We start from the raw sequence: 18,126 nt of genomic DNA on the forward strand, positions 1-18,126 counted from the left end.
ATCACGATTTGCTTGGTGGTTTCACCGCCAGGGCATCCACAATCACCCGGAACAGCTCGGTGTTATCCATGTAGCCATGTATCCGTTCCCCCCCTGGACCGCTGGCCTGAATCACCATATCGTCAACCGAGTGAACCCCGGTATCGACAGAGCGCGGCAGGATCCCTTCACGGAATACGGCGCCCGGCACTTTTTCATACGCTTTGTTGGCGACGTACTGGTCTTTTTCGTTTTTAATCGCGGGCACAAAGGTGCCATCCAGTTTCGGCCGGAAAGTTTCGTAATAGTCGGGGAAGTTATTGAAGAATACCGCCAGACGTTTCGACACGTTCACGTCATCCGGGTAGCCGTCTTTATTGGCGTCCTGGTAGTTCGGATAGCCGGCGTCTTCATATACGCCCACTTTTTCACGCATTTCAGTGCCCGGCTTGTCGTCATCCACCGTACCGATAATCGAGATACCGTGCGTATGGTCGCCCGTTACGATAATCAGCGTATCCGGATTCTTCTCAACAAACTTTTTGGCGATCGCCACCGACTGATCCAGCATGATGGTGTTATAGAACGCGCGTTCCCAATCCAGCGGGTGCGATGCCTTGTCGATCAGCGCCGACTCCACCATCAGGAAGAAACCGTCCTTGTTTTTAGACAACACATCCAGCGCCGCCTGGGTCATTTCGGTCAAATCCGGCTGGTTGGGGAATTTTTTGGCGACGTCGTTCTTCAGGAAACGGCGATCCAACACGCCGTCCATGTTGCCGGTATGGAACAATCCCAACAGTTTGGTGGCCTGAGCGGCGTTTTTCTTCAGCGTATCCGCGTCGGTCACCAGCGTATAGCCATCCTGCTGAAATTTTTCCACATAGTTGTTGTCGTCTTTACGCTTAGAGCCTGGCGTACTTTTCGGCAGGAAATATGCCGAGCCGCCGCCCAGAATCACGCTGGGTTTAACGTTGTAAAACATATCGACGATTTCTGCCTTGTCCGCACGGCGGCGGGTGTGGGATACCACGGCGGCCGGGGTGGCGTCTTCAAGCTCGGCATCGCTGACCACGCCGACCGACATTTTGGTCGAACGGGTAAGCAACTCGCCCAATGTTTCCTGTTTCGGATGCTCCAGCGAGTTTTTACTGCGGCTGACATACACGCCCAGCGCATTCACCCCGGATTTGTGGCCGGTCATGTAGGCGCTCATGGTGTTGGCGCTGTCCGCCGCGATTGAGTCGGTGCTGGAGGTACCGCCGAACGCCATGTACTGCAGATCGTCAATCGCCAGGCGGCCGTCGGCTTTGCCTTCGGTGATACCTTTCGACAGAATGCGCGCGCCGGTACGGTGCGCAACGGATAAGCCGTCGCCGATGAACAGGATCACGTTTTTCGCTTTACGTTTCCCGGCGGTCTGGTACACCTCCCACGTCACCTGAGCGGTTTTGCCTTTCGCCTGCGCGTCCACTACATATTTTCCGGCGGCAGGCAAATGAGCATCGCGCACCCAGACGCTGGACACGTTTTCGCCATCTTCGCGTTCAACGAACGAAGCCTGTTTTCCCAGCACCTGCTGATAATCTTTACCATTAATCAGGATCTGGACGTCTTCCGGCTTCACGACTTCATCGAATTCGACTTTAAAATCAAACTTGCCTCCGGCAAGCATGGTGGCGCGGTCAATCGGATAAATAGCCTGCGCCTGCGCCACCCCGGGCACTGCGGCGGCAAACAATAAAGGGAGTAGCCAACGAGCGTTCATCGTCATGTCCTTAAAAATTGCAAAAAAGAGACCAGAGCAAAACATAGTCACTTTCTTTTACAATTTGATGACGTCCGTCGGCGACGAAGGCGTTACTTCGCTTTCTCTTTCAGCGGAAAACGCCGGCGCACCACGGCGAAAAACAGCGGTACGAAGAAGATAGCCAGCACGGTCGCGGATATCATGCCGCCGATCACCCCCGTCCCCACGGCATGCTGGCTGGCCGAGCCGGCGCCGTTGCTGGTGGCCATGGGCAGCACGCCAAAGACAAAGGCCAGCGAGGTCATCAGGATTGGCCGCAGACGCTGACGCGACGCCTCCAGCGTCGCTTCAACCAGATCCCGCCCCTTCTGATTCATCTCATTGGCGAACTCCACTATCAGGATGGCGTTCTTCGCCGACAGCCCGATAACCGTCAACAACCCCACCTGAAAATAGACGTCGTTCTCCAGACCGCGCGCCCAGGTGGCGATTAGCGCGCCCAGCACGCCGAGCGGCACCACCAGCATGACAGAGAAAGGCACCGTCCAGCTTTCATACAGCGCCGCCAGACACAGGAACACCACCAACAGCGAGATCGCATACAGCGCCGGCGCCTGGGCGCCCGTCAGCCGCTCCTGGTAAGACAACCCCGTCCACTCGAGCCCGACCCCCGACGGCAGTTGCGCCACCAGCGACGCCATAATATCCATCGCGGTGCCGGTGCTGACGCCCGGCGCCGCTTCGCCGACAATCTCCAGCGAAGAGTAGCCGTTATAACGCTCGAGCCGCGGCGAGCCGCGTTCCCAACTGGTCTGCGCGAACGCGCTGAACGGCACCATGCCGCCGCTGCTGTTGCGCACATACCATTTGCTGATATCGTCCGGCAACATGCGGTATTTGGCGGCGGCCTGCACATACACCCGCTTCACCCGGCCGCGATCGAGAAAATCGTTCACATAAGTGGAGCCCCAGCCGGTGGTCAACGTGCTGTTGATATCATCGATCGACACGCCCAGCGCCTGCGCCTTGCGCTGGTCGATGTTAATTCGCAACTGAGCGTTGTCATCCAGGCCGTTATGGCGCACGCGGGCCAGGCTCGGATTACTGTCCGCCATCGACAGCAGCCGATCGCGCGCCTCCATCAGCCCTTCATGCCCCAGTCCGGCATGATCCTGCAGTTCCATGGCGAAGCCCGCCGCGCTGCCCAGACCGTTAATCGCCGGCGGGCTGTTGGCGATAACCCGCGCTTCCTTAACGTCGCGAAACGCCTTAGTGGCTCGTTCGATAATGGCAAAGGAGGCGTTTTCCGCGCCCGCCCTGTCATCCCAGTTTTTCAGCCGCACAAACAGACGCGCGACGTTCTGACCGTTGCCGCCCGGCCCGGAGCCGACGGTGGAAAACACCGACATCACATTGTCTTTTTCCTGAGTCAGATAGTATTGCTCAATATTTTCCACCACCTTCAGCGTCTGCATCTGCGTCGCGCCCGGCGGCAGCTGCACCTGAGTCATGAACACGCCCTTGTCTTCCTCCGGCAGGAACGAAGTCGGCAGTTTAAGGAACAGGAAGGCCATCACGCCGATAATGCAGGGATAGAACAGCAGCCAGCGCCCTCTTTTGGCCAGGATCTTCGCAACGCCCCGCTCATAACGCAGCGCATTGCGCTCAAAACTGCGGTTAAACCAGCCGAAGAAACCGCGACGGCCGTGCTGCTGACCCTTCGCCAGCGGCTTGAGCAGGGTGGCGCACAGCGCCGGCGTGAGGATCATCGCCACCAGCACCGACAGAATCATGGAAGAGACAATGGTGATCGAGAACTGACGGTAGATCGCCCCGGTGGTGCCGCCGAAAAACGCCATCGGGACGAAAACCGCCGACAGCACCAGCGCAATACCCACCAACGCGCCTTGCACCTGCCCCATCGAGCGGCGCGTCGCTTCGCGCGGCGACAGGCCTTCTTCGCTCATGATGCGCTCAACGTTTTCCACCACCACGATGGCGTCATCCACCAGCAGACCGATGGCCAGCACCGTCGCGAACATCGTCAGGGTGTTGAGGCTGAACCCACAAGCGTGCAGCACCGCAAAGGTGCCGAGCAGCACCACCGGCACCGCGATGGTAGGGATCAGCGTAGCGCGAAGATTCTGCAGAAACAGGTACATGACCAGAAAGACTAACGCGATCGCTTCAAACAGCGTTTTCACCACATCGATAATCGAGGCTTTGACGAAAGGCGAGGTTTCAAAAGCGATGCGCGCCTCCAGCCCGTGCGGAAAATAGTGCGACAGCTCCTCGATACGCTGACGCACCAGCTTATCCGTATCCAACTCGTTGGCGCCGGAGGCCAGCTTCACGCCCAGCGCGGAAGCCGCCTGACCGTTATAGCGGCTGAGAAAATCATAGCGTTCCGCGCCCAGCTCCACTTCGGCGACATTGCCCAGCGTCACCACGGAACCGTCCTGATTCACGCGCAGGGTGATATCGCGGAACTGCTGCGGCGTCTGCAACAGCGACTGTGAATTAATCGCGGCGTTCAGTGCCTGATTATCCACCGAAGGCACGCCGCCGACCTGACCGACCGACACCTGACTGTTCTGCGCCTCAATGGCGCTGACCACATCGTCGGTGGTCAACGCATAGCCGGCCAGCTTGCCGGGATCGAGCCAGATGCGCATCGCATACTGCGAACCGTAGGCGTCCACTTCGCCGACGCCGCTGAGGCGGCTGATCGGATCCTGAATATTACTGGCAACATAGTCGGCGATATCCTGTTTATCCATGCTGCCGTCGGTAGAAACGAAGGCAATCATCAGAATATTGGTATCGCCGGTTTTACTGACCGTCACGCCCTGTTGCTGCACTTCCTGCGGGAGCTTGCGCAGGGCGGACTGCAGCTGATTCTGCACCTGCTGGCGCGCCTTATCCGGATCGCTGCCGGCCTCGAACGTCAGCGTGATCCTCGCCTGGCCGGTATTGCTGCTTTCGGAAGCCATATACATCAGGTTATCGAGCCCGGTCATGCTCTGCTCAATAATCTGCGTCACCGTGTTTTCCAGCGTCTGAGCGGACGCGCCGGGATAGTTGGCGGTAATGCGCACGTTGGGCGGCGCAAGCTCGGGATATTGCTCAAGGGGTAACGACGTAATGGCCAGCGTACCGCATAAGCTGAGCAAAATGGCTAACACCCAGGCGAAGATCGGGCGATCGATAAAAAAATTCGCCATCGAAATGAAGCTCCTCAGCAGCGTTTCGTACGTTACATACTCGACATCATTCAGGCACGTCGCCGCTTTGAATAACGCAACACATTGACGTTTTACAGCCAGAGCTCAGAGACGGGGCGAGTCGCAAAAACGATGCGCCTGCGGCCTGAATTAAAGTATGACGAGTATAGATAGGTAAGGAGGAAGTAAGAAAAAGTTTCCCTTCTATCCCCCATCACTTTACCTGTCGGCAAGGGGAGAATCGTGGAGAAATTGAGGAGAAAATGTAAATTATCGTCGTGAAATGTCGCGCATGGCGGGCAACGATTTTCACCGCCGCGCCGCGCACTTTCCGGCGAAACAACGCGAAAGCGGGCCGGCGGCATCGCGCCGCAGACGCGTTTTCAGACGCTCCGGCCGGGGCCGGACCGCGCGGCGGCTCAGAGCCAGCGCGCCATACCGGAGATGCTGATCGGACTGCCTTTCAGGTTGCTAAACTCCGCGCGGATCGCCGACGGGCATCCCATATCCTCTCCCTGACGGATAGAGATATCGCCCCCGTGCGGCCAGCCCACATCGCGCAGATAGCCGGCGAACGCCGCGCCGGCCGCCCCGGTGGCCGGGTCCTCATACACGCCGCCGCCGGCAAAAGCATTGCGCACATGAAAATGCCGCTCGTCTTCAGCCCACACCAGCATGATGGTCGTCAGCGCCTGCTCGCGCATCCACTGCTGGACGGCGGAAAAATCATACGCCATATCGCGCAGCGTCTGGCGCTGGTTCAGGGTAAGCACCAGGTGACGCGCGCCGCCGCAGGCGATAGCCGGCGGCAGACGGCCATCCAGCTGATCGCGCCGGTAGCCGAACAGCGCCAGCGTGCGATCGGTCAATGAGTCCGGCGCCGCTTCGCTGCGCGTTTCGGGCGAGCGCAATACGATACGCGGCGCATCGCCGCCGGAGCCTTCCACCGTAATCTGGCCATCGTTCAACTGCAGCGCATACAGCCCAACGCCGTAGCGCTCAGCCAGCACAAACCCCAGCGCAATAGTGGCATGGCCGCAGAAAGGCACTTCAGACTCCGGCGAAAAGTAGCGCACGCGCCACCTGTCCTGCTGAGGACAGGCGAAAACCGTTTCAGAAAAGCCCACCGCGGCCGCGATGCCCTGCATCTCGCAGTCCGTCGGAAACTGTTCGCCAAGCCAGACGCCGGCGGGATTGCCGCCGTTTTCACCCAGCGAAAACGCCGACACCGCCAGCACATTTTCTGGTAAAGACTGAGTCATAAACCTCTCCCTGCCACGATTAAACAGCGCTTAACATAGCGGTAAAACGGCGCGCGGCAAAGCGTCTGCGGCCGGTTACGCCACCAGCCGGTGGGCGCGACAGAAGGTCAGCAGCGTCTCGACGAACAGCGCCGGATGCGAAATAAAAGGCGCGTGCGCCGCTTTCGCCACAATCGCCGACTGGCTCGCCGGCCACTGCGCATCCAGCAGCGCGGCCACCTTGCGTGGAACCAGGCCGTCCAGCGCGCCGTACAAACGCAGGAGCGGCAGCGCCAGCGAAGCCAGCGGCTGGCGCAGATCCGCAGTGCGCAAAATATCCAGCCCTCCGTTCAGAACATCGACCGCCGGCAGCGGCTGTTCGAGCACGATCGATTTAAGTTGGCGCGCGTCCCTGCGGGCGCTGTCGGTGCCCAGCGTCTGCAGCGCCAGGAAACGTTCCACCGTACGATGAAAATCCTCGCTGAGCTGATGCTGAAAGCCCTGCAGCACATCGGTCTTAATCCCCGGCCAGCCCGGTCCGGCGCAAAAACGCGGCGAGGAGGCCACGCTAATTAAAGCGCACACGCGCGGCGCGGCGCTTAATGCGACCTGGCTGGCGACCAGCCCGCCCAGCGACCAGCCGAGCCACACCGCCTGAGGCGGCGCCTGGCGCAGCACGATATCCGCCATCTCTTCGAGCGATAGCGCGCCGAATCCCTGGCTGCGGCCATAGCCGGGCAGATCCACCAGGTGCAGACGAAAATGCGGGGCCAACCGCTCGCTAATGCAACGCCATACCTGCGCATTCAATCCCCAGCCGTGCAGCAGCACAAGCTCACACTTTCCTTCACCTTCTGTTTGCCAGTACAGCGATTTCATCCGTTATATTCCTGCTTACGGGGCGCCCGACGCCCCGATTCATCGTTCCGGGAGAGCATTATGTTAACCATCATGGCGTCATGCTGGCTATGCCGGCAACCACTCTGGCACAGCCAGCATGGCGTATGCAGCGTCTGTCTGCGCCATTTGCCCGCGCTGCCGCCGTGCTGTCCGCGCTGCGGTCTGCCGGGCGGCCAGCCGCTGCGGCCCTGCGGCCGCTGTCTGCAAAAGCCGCCGCCGTGGCAAGCGCTGACCGCGGTCGGCGACTATCGGCCGCCGCTCAGTACGCTGCTCAAACAGTTTAAGTTTCACGCCAAAACCGAACTGGCGCCGCTGCTGGCCCGGCTGATCCTGCTGCGCTGGCTGGCCGGCTATCGTCAGTACGCGTATCGCGATTCGCCGCTCTGGCGCCGGCCGGAGATCGTGTTGAGCGTGCCGCTGCACCGGCGGCGTCAGTGGGCGCGCGGCTTCAACCAGACGGCTCTGCTGGCGGCGCCGCTCGCGCGCTGGCTCGGCTGCCGCTATCAGCCGCTGGCGCTGCGGCGAAGTCGGCCTACCCGCATTCAGCAGCGGCTCAACGCCGCGGCCCGGCGTCATAACCTGCACGACGCCTTTTCCTGTTCCATCGCCCTGACGGGGAAACGGGTAGCGCTGCTGGATGACGTGGTGACCACCGGCAGCACCGTAGCGGAAATCAGCCGACTGCTGCTGGCGCGGGGCGCCGCCGACGTTCAGATTTGGTGTGTATGCCGAACCTTGTAGTTCGGCCCGCGATGGGCGTATTATAACCAACAAGCGTAGTCAACTATTGAGTTAATATTATGATCCATATTACCGACGCGGCGCAGGACCATTTTGTCAAACTGCTGGCAAAACAAGAGGAAGGTACGCAGATCCGGGTTTTTGTCATTAACCCCGGCACGCCGAATGCCGAATGCGGCGTATCCTACTGCCCGCCCGATGCCGTCGAAGCCAGCGATACCGAGCTGAAATTCGCAAAGATTTCGGCCTATGTGGATGAGCTCAGCGCCCCTTATCTGGAAGAGGCGGAAATCGACTTCGTCACCGATCAGTTGGGCTCTCAACTGACGCTCAAGGCGCCGAACGCCAAAATGCGTAAGGTCGATGACGACGCGCCGTTAATGGAACGCGTGGAATATGTTCTGCAGTCGCAGATTAACCCGCAGCTGGCGGGCCACGGCGGCCGCGTGACGTTGATGGAGATCACCGACGACGATCTGGCTATTTTACAGTTCGGCGGCGGCTGTAACGGCTGCTCAATGGTCGATGTCACCCTGAAAGAAGGGATCGAAAAAGAACTGCTGCAGCGCTTCCCGGAACTGAAAGGCGTTCGCGACCTCACCGAGCACCAGCGCGGCGAGCACTCCTACTACTAAGAGCTCGGGTCGGCCGGCGGACTGCCGCGGCGTAAATCGATATCGCGAATTAAACGCGCAAGGCCGGGATCGGCGAACATCGCTTCCAGCGTCTTGCTCAGTTTGCGCCGCCAGTTGGGGTATTCGTCGCTGGTGCCCGGCACGTTGACTGGCGTGGCCATATCCAGCCAGTCTTCCATCTGCAGCCCCAGCAGCGCGCTGTTGCTATCGGCCAGGTAGCGCTGCACGCCGCGGTTAAGCGACGCGCCCATCACCGTCAACGCCGCGTTGCGCCCGACCCGCTGCGGCAGCACGCCATGCTGGTGCAGCGCATTAAGCAACCCCTGTTTCTCTCGTTCCCGCTGCGCCATACGACGCTCCAGCGTCTCATCGTCGCGATACAGCCCCAGCTCCCTGCCGAGCGATAAATCAATACTCTGCCAGTAACCGCGCAGCGTCGGTAAATCATGGGTGGTCACGCTGGCCAGCGACTGGCGCGGATACTCCTGCGGCGCGCGGAAATGATTATCGCGCGCCTGTTCGAAAAACAGCACCTTATACGAATAGACGCCGGCGCCGCGCAGCTTGTCGATAATATCCGCCGGCACGGTGCCCAGATCCTCGCCAATCACCATGCAGCGATGCCGCTGACTTTCCAGCGCCAGCACCGCCAGCAGATCGTCCAGCGGATAATAGACATAGCTGCCTTCTCCGCCTGACGCCGTTTGGGGAATCCACCACAGGCGCAGCAGCGACATCACGTGATCGATGCGCAGCGCGCCGCAGTGCGCCATGTTGCTACGCAATACGTCAATAAACGGCTGATAGCCTCTGGCAATCATTTCATAGGGATTCATCGGTGGAAGTTGCCAGTTCTGTCCCTGCGGCGCGAGCGGATCGGGCGGCGCGCCAATCGCGGCATCGAGACAATAGAGCGCCCGGTCGCCCCAGGTTTCCGCCCCCCCCTGCGCTACGCCGACGGCCAGATCGCGGTAAATGCCAAGCGGCATGCCGAGCTGCCGACTATGTTCGAAACAGCCGCTGATCTGCTCATGCGCCAACCACTGCAGCCAGCAATAAAACTCGATTTCCGTCTCCTGCAGACGGAAAAACTGCCGCACCGCCTCGCCGCTGTGATCCTGATATTGCGCCGGCCACTGCTGCCAGTAACGCCAGTCGCCTTTCTGCTGCAATAAATGCGCCTGCAGCACGTCGAAGGTCGCCTGACGCAGCAGGTTCTCCCCGCCCTGCAGCATAAACTGGCGGAAGGCGCTGACGCGCGGATCGAGCGCGACGCGGGTATTGAAATGACGGAAGGCCATACGCAGCGCCGTCAGCTTCAGCGCCATCACCTGCGGATAATCGACCCAGCGTCCGCCGCGCACCTTCTCCAGCTGGCGGCGGGTCTTCTCCTGGCCCCACCAACGCTGTGCGGCGTGACTGTGGCGGAAATCGTCCACCTGATTGACATCAATATAAATCACGTTCAGCCAGCGGCGGGAGGAGGGGCTATAAGGACTGGCGCGCTGCGCGTCGCACGGATAGAGCGCATGCAGCGGATTTAGCCCGACGAATGCGCCGCCGCGGCGGGCGATCTGCTCGATAAGCAGCCGCAGATCGCCAAAATCGCCGATGCCCCAGTTCGTCTGCGAACGCAGGGTGTAGAGCTGGGCGCACACGCCCCACCAGCGCCGCCCCTGGCCCAGCGCCGGCGGCTCATAGCAGCGCGCGGGGGCGATGATAATCCGACACGACCATTGCCTGCCGGCCTGTTCGAGAGTCAACAGATGGTAGCCCAGCGGCAGCGCGCCGGGCAGCAGCAGCGTTTTTCCCGCCCGCCCCCTGCCGGCGACCTGGCCGCCATTTTCATAGCTCAGCGTCCAGTCAAAACTGCCTTTACCGGCCAGGGAAACCGCCGCATCCTGATGTTGTAGAAAGACTTTCACCGGCGGCAAGGGCGCATCCGACGTATCGTCGCGTGCAATCATCGCCTGTAGCGCCTGCCGGGTTGATTCCGCCACGGGCCGCTCGTTGCCATAAGCATCGATATAGCTCCCGGCAACCCCGACCTGCGGAGTCGTCTGTTTTCTGGCCCTGGTGGATGCCATCTTTTTTCCTTACTTTTTAATACCTCGCCTGCCATATGGCGCGCTGATAGTCGCCAATAGCCCGGTCGGCGCTAAACATCCCCACCCGGGCGGTATTCAGCGCGCAGCGCCGCGTCCATTCGTCCACATCGCGATAGAGCGCATCTACCCGCAACTGTGCCTGGTAGTATGGAGCGAAATCGGCCAGCACCAGCCAGGGGTCGCCTTGTTTCAGCAGGCTGTTGAGCAATGGCGCAAAGGCCTGTTTATCTCCGTGGCTAAAGGCGCCGCTGGCCAGCTCCGCCAGCGCCTCGCGCAGCAACGGGCTGGCGTCGAGATACGCCTCGATACTGGCCGAGCGCTGGGCCGGCGCGCTATTGCGGTAGTCAGCCTGCAGAGCCTTCACCTGTTCGACGCTGTGGCCGAAGATAAACAGATTATCGGCGCCGACCTGTTCGGCGATTTCCACATTGGCGCCGTCCAGCGTGCCCAACGTCAGCGCGCCGTTCAGCGCCAGCTTCATATTGCCGGTGCCGGACGCTTCCTTTCCGGCGGTGGAAATTTGCTCGGAGACGTCGGCCGCCGGGATAATACGTTCGGCCAGCGAGACCCGATAATCGGGAACAAAGATCACTTTCAGCCGATCGTTGACCCGCTCGTCCTGATTAATTTTTTCCGCCACCTGATTGATGGCGTAAATAATATTTTTCGCCAGCGCGTAGCTGGGCGCGGCTTTCGCGCCAAACAAAAATACGCGCGGCACGCGCTCCAGCGTCGGGTTATCGCGCAGCTCGCGGTACAACGCGACGATATGCAACAGATTGAGATGCTGACGCTTATACTCATGCAGGCGCTTGATCTGCACATCGAAGAGCGCGCCGGTATCCAACCGCCAGCCGTGTTCGCGCTGCAGGTAATCGGCCAGCAGCGTTTTATTGTGCTGCTTCACCTGGCGATAACGCTGGCGGAAGGCCGCGTCATCCGCCGCCGGCTCCAGCCCGCGCAGCATCTCCAGCCGGCTGACCCACGCCGTGCTGCCCAGCGTCTCATCGATCAGCGCGGACAGCGCCGGATTGCACTGCTTAACCCAGCGGCGCGGCGTGATGCCGTTGGTCACGTTATGGAACTTCTCCGGCCACAGCTGATGATATTCGGCAAACAGATCTTCCACCACCAGCCGCGAGTGCAACGCCGCCACCCCGTTCACCGCAAAACAGGCGATCACGCACAGGTTGGCCATTCTGACCTGCTGGCGATACTGGATCGCCAGCCGTCTCCACACCCGGGGTTCGCCCGGCCAGCGCTGCTCGACCTGCTGACGAAATCCTTTATCGATCTGCTTAATGATGGCGAAATGGCGCGGCAACAGGCGACGAAACAGCCGTGCGTCCCAGCACTCCAGCGCCTCCGGCAGCAATGTGTGGTTGGTGTAGGCGAACAGTTGCCGGGTCAGCGACCAGGCGTCATCCCACGTCATACCATACTGGTCCAGCAGCAGGCGCAGCAATTCCAGGATCGCCAGCGTCGGATGCGTATCATTCAGCTGAATCACTTCATAGCGCGGCAGCTCGCTCAGCGGGCGCCCGGCGGCCTGATGTCGCTGCAGAATATCCGCCACCGAACAGGCGCAGAGAAAATATTGCTGCATCAGGCGTAAACGCTTGCCGGCCGGGTGGTCGTCGCTGGGATACAGCACGCTGGTCAGGCTGCCCGCTTCGACGCCCTGCCGGGCGGCGCGCAGATAGCTGCCGTCGTTGAACAGGGTCAGATCGAAAGGTTCGGGATGCGTCGCCTGCCACAGGCGCAGCGGCTGGGTCACGCCGTTGCGATAGCCCACCACCGGCAAATCCCACGCCTCTCCGCGCAGCGTCAGCGCCGGCCGCCAGCGCGTGCGGCCCTCTTCATCCGTCGCCAGTTCGCCGCCGAATCCGACGCCGACCGTAAGATCCCGACGCGGACAAAACCAGGGATAATCCTCGCGCCGCCAGTCGTCCGGCCACTCTTTCTGCTGGCCGGCGCTGAATCGCTGCCGAAACAGGCCATACTGATAACTCAGGCCATATCCCGTGGCGCTTTGCCCCACGGTGGCCATCGCATCGAGAAAACAGGCGGCCAGCCGCCCCAGTCCGCCATTGCCCAGCGCCGGGTCGGTTTCCTGTTCGAGGATATCGGCGAGGCTAAGCCCATCCCCGGCAAGCATTCCCGCCACCTCATCATACCAGCCGAGGTTAAGCAGGTTGTTGCCGGTCAGACGGCCAGGCAGAAACTCCAGCGAAAGGTAGTTGACGTGCCGCCCGACGTCGGTCGGCGCGGGCGCGGGCTGCAGCGCCAGCTGTTCCGCCAGCGCCGCGCTGAGCGCCTGCCAGCATTGAACGGGCGTCAGCGCCCGAAGCGAAGTCCCACCATAGTAGCGCTGCTGACGTTGCAGGGCGGCCATGAACTGCGGTCGGTCAAATGACAGTTGTGCCATAATGCCTCTCCCGGATGGCGACTCACAGGCCAGTGTACAGCCGGCTTAACACAGCTCCAGCTGCACCTGATGTTGCTCGATAATCTTCATCACGCTGGCGGGCGGCGGCTGGTCGGTGAACAAATAATCGATCAGATCCATATTGCCAAGGTTCACCATGGCGCTACGACCAAACTTAGAGTGGTCGGTCACCAGCATCACGCAGCGGGAGTTTTCAATAATGGCACGTTTGGTACGCACTTCGTGATAATCAAACTCCAGCAACGATCCGTCCATGTCAATGCCGCTTATTCCTAAAATGCCATAATCGAGACGGAACTGAGAGATAAAATCCAGCGTGGCTTCGCCAACGATCGCGCCGTCGCGATTACGCACTTCGCCGCCGGCCAGTATCAGCCGGAAATCCTCTTTCACCGCCAGCAGCGTCGCCACGTTCAGGTTATTGGTCACCACCCGCAGATCCTTATGCTGCATCAGCGCGCAGGCCACCGCTTCCGGCGTGGTGCCGATATCGATAAACAGCGTCGCGCCGTCCGGGATCTGACCGGCGACCTGACGCGCGATGCGGGCCTTCTCTTCCGACCACATCATTTTGCGGTCATGGTACGCCGCGTTGACCGAACTGGACGGCAACGCCGCGCCGCCATGATGACGATGGATTTTATTACGGTCGGCCAGTTCGTTTAGATCGCGGCGAATCGTTTGCGGACTGACGGCGAAATGCGCCACCAGTTCTTCCGTGCTGACGTAGCCCTGACGGCGCACCAGTTCGATAATGGCATCATGACGTTGTGTTTGCTTCACGTTCGCTCCCCGGACATGCGCTTACCCCGCTTATTTTCTTGTTCTGGTGTCCCAAAAGGCCATGGCTAAACCCACGACCAGGCCCATCACGTGGGCCGCATTGGCGATAGACAGGCCTAAAATATCGAAATATCCCACTATCAGCCAGAGCAACGCAAAAATCATCATCCCGCGCGGCAGGAACAGCGGCCCGCCGGGTTGGCGCTCGCCGCGCAGCCAGACATAGCCCATCAGGGCGTACACCACGCCCGACAGCCCGCCGAAGTAGATGCCGCTGAACCAGGACTGCACCATGCCGCTGAGCAACGCCGACAGCAGCGTCAGCGTCAGCAGCCTGGCGCTGCCCAGCGCCTTTTCCATCTGCCCGCCGAGATACCACCACCACATCAGATTAAAGAGAATATGCAGCAGCGAGAAGTGCAGCAAGGCGTGGCTGAACCAGCGCCAGACCTGAAAATACTGCGCGCCATTCGCCGGCCAGCTTAGCCATCTCATCAGCCGGTCGTCGCCCGGCAACAGCATCAGCACATACACCAGCAGCGCCAGGCCGGTCACCAGCCAGGTCAGCGTGCCGGCCTGGCGGCGCAGGTTTTGCATCACATCGACGCGTGGATAGCGGATGGCCGGCGAGGTCGAACCGGTCTGCCAGCTGGCGGCCTGATAGCGCGGATGCAGCGGATCGCGCAGGAAGTCGTCCAGCGCCTCGCGCACCTCTTGCTGGCGCGAGTCGTCCGCCAGCCACAGTTCGGCTTCTTCGCCCTGGATACGCATCTCCAGATCGATATTGCGGATGCGCATATAGTCAACAAAAGCCTGCGCCAGACGCGGGCTGGATAACACAATCACTCGGCTCATCATATCGGCTCTATTACTTAACCCATGGTTCTGCCATTAGCATGTCACACATTGCGGTTGCGCGGCAGTTAAATAGCCCAGGCGCTCGCCGTCCGGCCGCTTAGACCCGGGCGACAAGCGCCGGCCGAAGTAAAAAAAACCTCGCTCGTTCAGTCATATAACACAACTGTTTTTGTTTGCTTCCGTTTTAGCCCATAAGCTATGAAGCGGGTCACTTTTTGCTCTTAACAATTTATTTACTCTCACCCTACTGACAGAGGCGACTATGTTTCCTGAAGAAAGACGAAGCCAGATCCTGGCATACCTCGATAAACATGAACGCGTCAGCGTGGAATATCTGGCCGGCGCGTTTTCCGTCACGCGAGAGACCATCCGCAGCGATTTAAATACGCTGGCGCATCTCGGTCTGCTGCAGCGCTGCCACGGCGGCGCCGTGGTGATCCGCCGCAGTCTGCAGTCGGAGCTGATCGCGGCGAGCGGGGAAAATTTCAGCGTGCTGCTGCGGCGGCTGGAAAACCAGAAAAAGCATCAGATAGCGCGGGGGAAGGAAAATAAAATGAACGGTAAGGTCTGTATTCTCGGTTCTTTTAACGTCGATATCGTCGCCAGAGTGGCCCGTTTCCCCAAAGGCGGCGAGTCGCTGATCGCCCAGGGCAGCATGTTCGGCCCCGGCGGTAAAGGCGCCAATCAGGCGATGGCCGCCAGCCGCGCCGGCTCGCAGGTGCATTTTGTCGCCAAAGTCGGCAAAGATCAGTTCAGCCAGTTCGCCTACGACCACCTCGCTTCCTCGGCGATCCACTCCTTTACGCTGTATCAGTCGGATAGCGAACCAACCGGCAACGCCATCATTTACGTGTCACAGCAGGACGGCGAGAACATGATCGCCATCTATCCCGGCGCCAACCAGACCATTACCGATGACGAAGTCGCGGCCATGACGCCGGAACTGAGCAGCGCCGACGTGCTGCTGGTGCAACTGGAGAACAACTTCAACGCCACGCTGAACGCAATGAAGCTGGCCCGGGCGCTGGGCAAAAAGGTCATCCTCAATCCGGCGCCCTATTCCAGCGATGTGCTGGCCTGTCTGCCGCTGGTCGACGTGATCACGCCGAATGAAACGGAAGCCTCGCTGCTGTCCGGCATCGACGTCATCGACCTGGACAGCGCCAAAGCCGCGGCGCTGAAGATTATTGAATCCGGCGCCCGGCGCGTCATCATCACCATGGGCGCGCGCGGGGCGCTGCTGTTCGACGGTCAGCAGTTTCAGCATATCCCCTCCTTTCCGGCGCTCAGTATCGATACCACCGGCGCGGGCGACGCCTTTAACGGCGCCTTCGCCGCCGCCACCGCCGGCGGCCAGAGCGTGGCGCAGGCGGCGACCTACGCGGCCGCTTTCGCCTCGCTGGCGGTGGAGCGCGAAGGCGCATCCAATATGCCCGAACACCAGCAGGTCGTGGCGCGGCTGGCGCAGCGCTGACCGCCGGATAACCCGATTCTATTGTCGTCTGGCGCTCAGCCAGACAAGGAGATAAGCATGCGCAAGATCGACGGCATTGTGCCGGTAATGCTGACCCCGTTCAGCGAAAAAAACGACATCGACTATCCCGGTCTGGCGGCGTTGATCGACTGGTATCTGGCCAGCGGCGTCGATGCCCTGTTCGCCGTCTGCCAGTCGAGCGAAATGCAGTTTCTTAGTCTGGACGAACGCGTGGCGCTGGCGCGGTTTGTGGTACAGCGGGTTAACGGGCGTATTCCGGTGATCGCGTCCGGCCATATCAGCGACGAGCCCGACCAGCAGATCGCCGAGCTGAACGCCATGGCCGCCACCGGTATCGATGCGCTGGTGCTGGTGACCAATCATCTGGACGCGCGCCGACAGGGCAGCGCCGCCTTTTTCGCCACGCTCGACGCGCTGCTGGCCTCGCTACCGGCCAGCCTGCCGCTCGGCCTGTATGAGTGCCCGGCGCCGTATCGCCGCCTGCTGAGCGACGAGGAACTGTCCTACTGCGCCGGCACCGGCCGCTTTGTGGTACTAAAAGACGTCAGCTGCGATTTGCCGACCGTAACCCGCCGGGTGCGACTGGTGCAGGACACGCCGCTCAGCATCATCAACGCCAACGCCGCCATCGCCTGGCCGGCCATGCAGGCCGGTTCGCGCGGTTTCAGCGGCGTCTTTACCAACTTCCATCCCGAGCTGTACAGCTGGTTGTACCATCATGGCGCAAGTCAGCCGGCGCTGGCGCAGGAACTGGCGACGTTTCTCTCGCTGGCGGCGGTCAGCGAAACGCTGGGCTATCCGAAAAACGCCAAAATCTACCACCAGCGGCTCGGCACCTTCGGTTCCGAGCTGTGCCGCGTTAATCAGGATGACGTGCTGGAGAAATTTTGGGGGCTGTCGGTGATTCTCGATCAGATACGCACGGGCACAGATCATTATAAAAATAAAATAACATCAATAAGATAAGAAAAACGTCCTCATACCCTGACACAGAAGGAACCCAACAATGAACATGATCCGGTTAACCGCCTTAGCCGCATTATTGCTGTCCAGTTCCGCCTTCGCCGCCTGGCCAGAAAAGCCGATCACCATTATCGTCCCCTGGGGCGCCGGAGGAAACACCGATACCGTCGCCCGTCTGGTCGCCGCCGGATTGCAGAAGGAGCTGGGCGTCAACGTCAACGTGGTCAACCGCACCGGCGGCAGCGGCGTGGTCGGCCATGACGCCATCAAACGCGCCCGGCCGGACGGCTATACGCTCGGTATCGTGACGGTGGAAATCGCCATGATGCACCACCAGAAGATGGCCGATCTCAGCTACCAGGATTACACGCCGATTAGCCGGCTGGCGGTGATTTACGGCGGGCTACAGGTGGCGAAAGATTCACCGTATCAGGACGCCGGGCAGTTGATCGAAGCGATAAAACAGCAGCCCGGCAAACTGCGCGCCTCCGGCAGCGGACTAAAATCGGTCTGGCACCTCAACACGCTGGGGATGCTGAAGAGCGCCGGCCTGCCGGATGACGCCGTCCGCTTTATCCCGTCGCAGGGCGCCAGCGCCGCGCTGCAGGAACTGGTATCCGGCGGCGTGGATTTCGTCACCTCCTCGCCGGGCGAAGCCAAAGGTATGGTCGATGCCGGCATGGTGCGTCATCTGGCCATTATGTCTTCCCAGCCCTCCGAACTGTACGCCAGCATCCCGCGCTTTAATCAGGCCACGCCTTACGACTGGTCGCTGACCACCTGGAACGTGCTGTCCGCGCCGAAAGGGCTGTCGGCGGAGATTCAGAACACGCTAACCAGCGCGATGCAAAAGGTTTATCAGTCCGGGGAACTGCAGAAATTCGCCAACAACCAGGGGTTTGAAGTCAGCGCCTTATATGGCGACGAGCTTTATCAGTTTATGCAGCAGGAAGACGCCCGCTTCGGCGCGCTGCTGTCCACCGATAAATAAAACAGGCGG

The 18,126-nt window shown here is 60.6% G+C and carries 13 protein-coding genes; 5 read left to right on the forward strand and 8 right to left on the reverse strand.

All coding sequences use genetic code 11. The annotated features are described in order from the left end of the window. Position 1: 1 nt before the first annotated feature. The 4 genes from FJU30_RS21615 to bioH all read right to left on the reverse strand — a co-directional run bounded on the left by FJU30_RS21615 (position 2) and on the right by bioH (position 7,073). The gene (locus FJU30_RS21615; RefSeq protein ID WP_150437048.1) at positions 2 to 1,747 is read right to left on the reverse strand and encodes an alkaline phosphatase; all 1,746 of its coding nucleotides are present in this window, start codon (positions 1,745 to 1,747) and stop codon (positions 2 to 4) included. A gap of 92 nt (positions 1,748 to 1,839) precedes the next feature. Next, positions 1,840 to 4,953: a multidrug efflux RND transporter permease AcrD gene (acrD, locus tag FJU30_RS21620; RefSeq protein ID WP_150437049.1), complete on the reverse strand. Its 3,114-nt coding sequence runs from the start codon at positions 4,951 to 4,953 to the stop codon at positions 1,840 to 1,842. Positions 4,954 to 5,372: 419 nt separating this feature from the next. Beyond that, positions 5,373 to 6,215, reverse strand: coding sequence for a PhzF family phenazine biosynthesis protein (locus FJU30_RS21625; RefSeq protein WP_150437050.1), 843 nt, complete (start codon positions 6,213 to 6,215; stop codon positions 5,373 to 5,375). Between the two features lie 75 nt (positions 6,216 to 6,290). Next, positions 6,291 to 7,073 (reverse strand): pimeloyl-ACP methyl ester esterase BioH, encoded by a 783-nt coding sequence (gene bioH, locus FJU30_RS21630; protein WP_150437051.1) that lies wholly within the window; start codon positions 7,071 to 7,073, stop codon positions 6,291 to 6,293. Between the two features lie 60 nt (positions 7,074 to 7,133). On the opposite strand from bioH, the gene gntX reads away from it, so the two are divergent. Together gntX and nfuA are read left to right on the forward strand one after the other, a co-directional pair. Continuing rightward, positions 7,134 to 7,835, forward strand: a complete 702-nt coding sequence (gntX, locus tag FJU30_RS21635) for a DNA utilization protein GntX (protein ID WP_150437052.1) — start codon at positions 7,134 to 7,136, stop codon at positions 7,833 to 7,835. Between the two features lie 59 nt (positions 7,836 to 7,894). Beyond that, positions 7,895 to 8,470 (forward strand): Fe-S biogenesis protein NfuA, encoded by a 576-nt coding sequence (gene nfuA / locus FJU30_RS21640; RefSeq protein ID WP_150437053.1) that lies wholly within the window; start codon positions 7,895 to 7,897, stop codon positions 8,468 to 8,470. Here the strand turns inward: nfuA and malQ are convergent. Genes malQ through glpG form a run of 4 tightly spaced genes read right to left on the reverse strand, consistent with a single transcriptional unit; the run spans position 8,467 to position 14,665 of the window. Beyond that, the gene (gene malQ, locus FJU30_RS21645) at positions 8,467 to 10,557 is read right to left on the reverse strand and encodes a 4-alpha-glucanotransferase (RefSeq protein WP_150437054.1); all 2,091 of its coding nucleotides are present in this window, start codon (positions 10,555 to 10,557) and stop codon (positions 8,467 to 8,469) included. The genes nfuA and malQ overlap by 4 nt on opposite strands. 16 nt (positions 10,558 to 10,573) lie before the next feature. Continuing rightward, a complete protein-coding gene (gene malP / locus FJU30_RS21650) occupies positions 10,574 to 13,006 on the reverse strand; it encodes a maltodextrin phosphorylase (RefSeq protein WP_150437055.1) in 2,433 nt (810 codons plus the stop codon). Positions 13,007 to 13,051: 45 nt separating this feature from the next. Beyond that, positions 13,052 to 13,810 (reverse strand): DeoR/GlpR family transcriptional regulator, encoded by a 759-nt coding sequence (locus FJU30_RS21655; RefSeq protein WP_150437056.1) that lies wholly within the window; start codon positions 13,808 to 13,810, stop codon positions 13,052 to 13,054. A 30-nt stretch (positions 13,811 to 13,840) separates the two neighbouring features. Further along, complete coding sequence (glpG, locus tag FJU30_RS21660; protein WP_150437148.1) at positions 13,841 to 14,665, reverse strand: rhomboid family intramembrane serine protease GlpG; 825 nt, start codon at positions 14,663 to 14,665, stop codon at positions 13,841 to 13,843. Positions 14,666 to 14,930: 265 nt separating this feature from the next. Here glpG and rbsK point away from each other — a divergent pair, with 265 nt between their 5' ends. Genes rbsK through FJU30_RS21675 form a run of 3 tightly spaced genes read left to right on the forward strand, consistent with a single transcriptional unit; the run spans position 14,931 to position 18,117 of the window. Next, the gene (gene rbsK / locus FJU30_RS21665) at positions 14,931 to 16,142 is read left to right on the forward strand and encodes a ribokinase (RefSeq protein WP_150437057.1); all 1,212 of its coding nucleotides are present in this window, start codon (positions 14,931 to 14,933) and stop codon (positions 16,140 to 16,142) included. 57 nt (positions 16,143 to 16,199) lie between these two features. Continuing rightward, positions 16,200 to 17,129, forward strand: coding sequence for a dihydrodipicolinate synthase family protein (locus FJU30_RS21670; protein WP_150437058.1), 930 nt, complete (start codon positions 16,200 to 16,202; stop codon positions 17,127 to 17,129). Positions 17,130 to 17,169: 40 nt separating this feature from the next. Beyond that, entirely contained in the window at positions 17,170 to 18,117 is a 948-nt protein-coding gene (locus tag FJU30_RS21675) for a tripartite tricarboxylate transporter substrate binding protein (protein WP_150437059.1), read from the forward strand. The last annotated feature ends 9 nt before the right edge of the window (positions 18,118 to 18,126 follow it).

It is taken from the genome of Affinibrenneria salicis (assembly GCF_008710095.1).

Coding starts and splice junctions, on each gene's coding strand:
- gntX (WP_150437052.1), top strand. CDS start 7,134: ATGTTAACCATCATGGCGTCATGCTGGCTATGCCGGCAACCACTCTGG.
- bioH (WP_150437051.1), bottom strand. CDS start 7,073: ATGAAATCGCTGTACTGGCAAACAGAAGGTGAAGGAAAGTGTGAGCTT.
- nfuA (WP_150437053.1), top strand. CDS start 7,895: ATGATCCATATTACCGACGCGGCGCAGGACCATTTTGTCAAACTGCTG.
- FJU30_RS21675 (WP_150437059.1), top strand. CDS start 17,170: ATGAACATGATCCGGTTAACCGCCTTAGCCGCATTATTGCTGTCCAGT.
- glpG (WP_150437148.1), bottom strand. CDS start 14,665: ATGAGCCGAGTGATTGTGTTATCCAGCCCGCGTCTGGCGCAGGCTTTT.
- malQ (WP_150437054.1), bottom strand. CDS start 10,557: ATGGCATCCACCAGGGCCAGAAAACAGACGACTCCGCAGGTCGGGGTT.
- rbsK (WP_150437057.1), top strand. CDS start 14,931: ATGTTTCCTGAAGAAAGACGAAGCCAGATCCTGGCATACCTCGATAAA.
- malP (WP_150437055.1), bottom strand. CDS start 13,006: ATGGCACAACTGTCATTTGACCGACCGCAGTTCATGGCCGCCCTGCAA.
- FJU30_RS21615 (WP_150437048.1), bottom strand. CDS start 1,747: ATGAACGCTCGTTGGCTACTCCCTTTATTGTTTGCCGCCGCAGTGCCC.
- FJU30_RS21670 (WP_150437058.1), top strand. CDS start 16,200: ATGCGCAAGATCGACGGCATTGTGCCGGTAATGCTGACCCCGTTCAGC.
- FJU30_RS21625 (WP_150437050.1), bottom strand. CDS start 6,215: ATGACTCAGTCTTTACCAGAAAATGTGCTGGCGGTGTCGGCGTTTTCG.
- acrD (WP_150437049.1), bottom strand. CDS start 4,953: ATGGCGAATTTTTTTATCGATCGCCCGATCTTCGCCTGGGTGTTAGCC.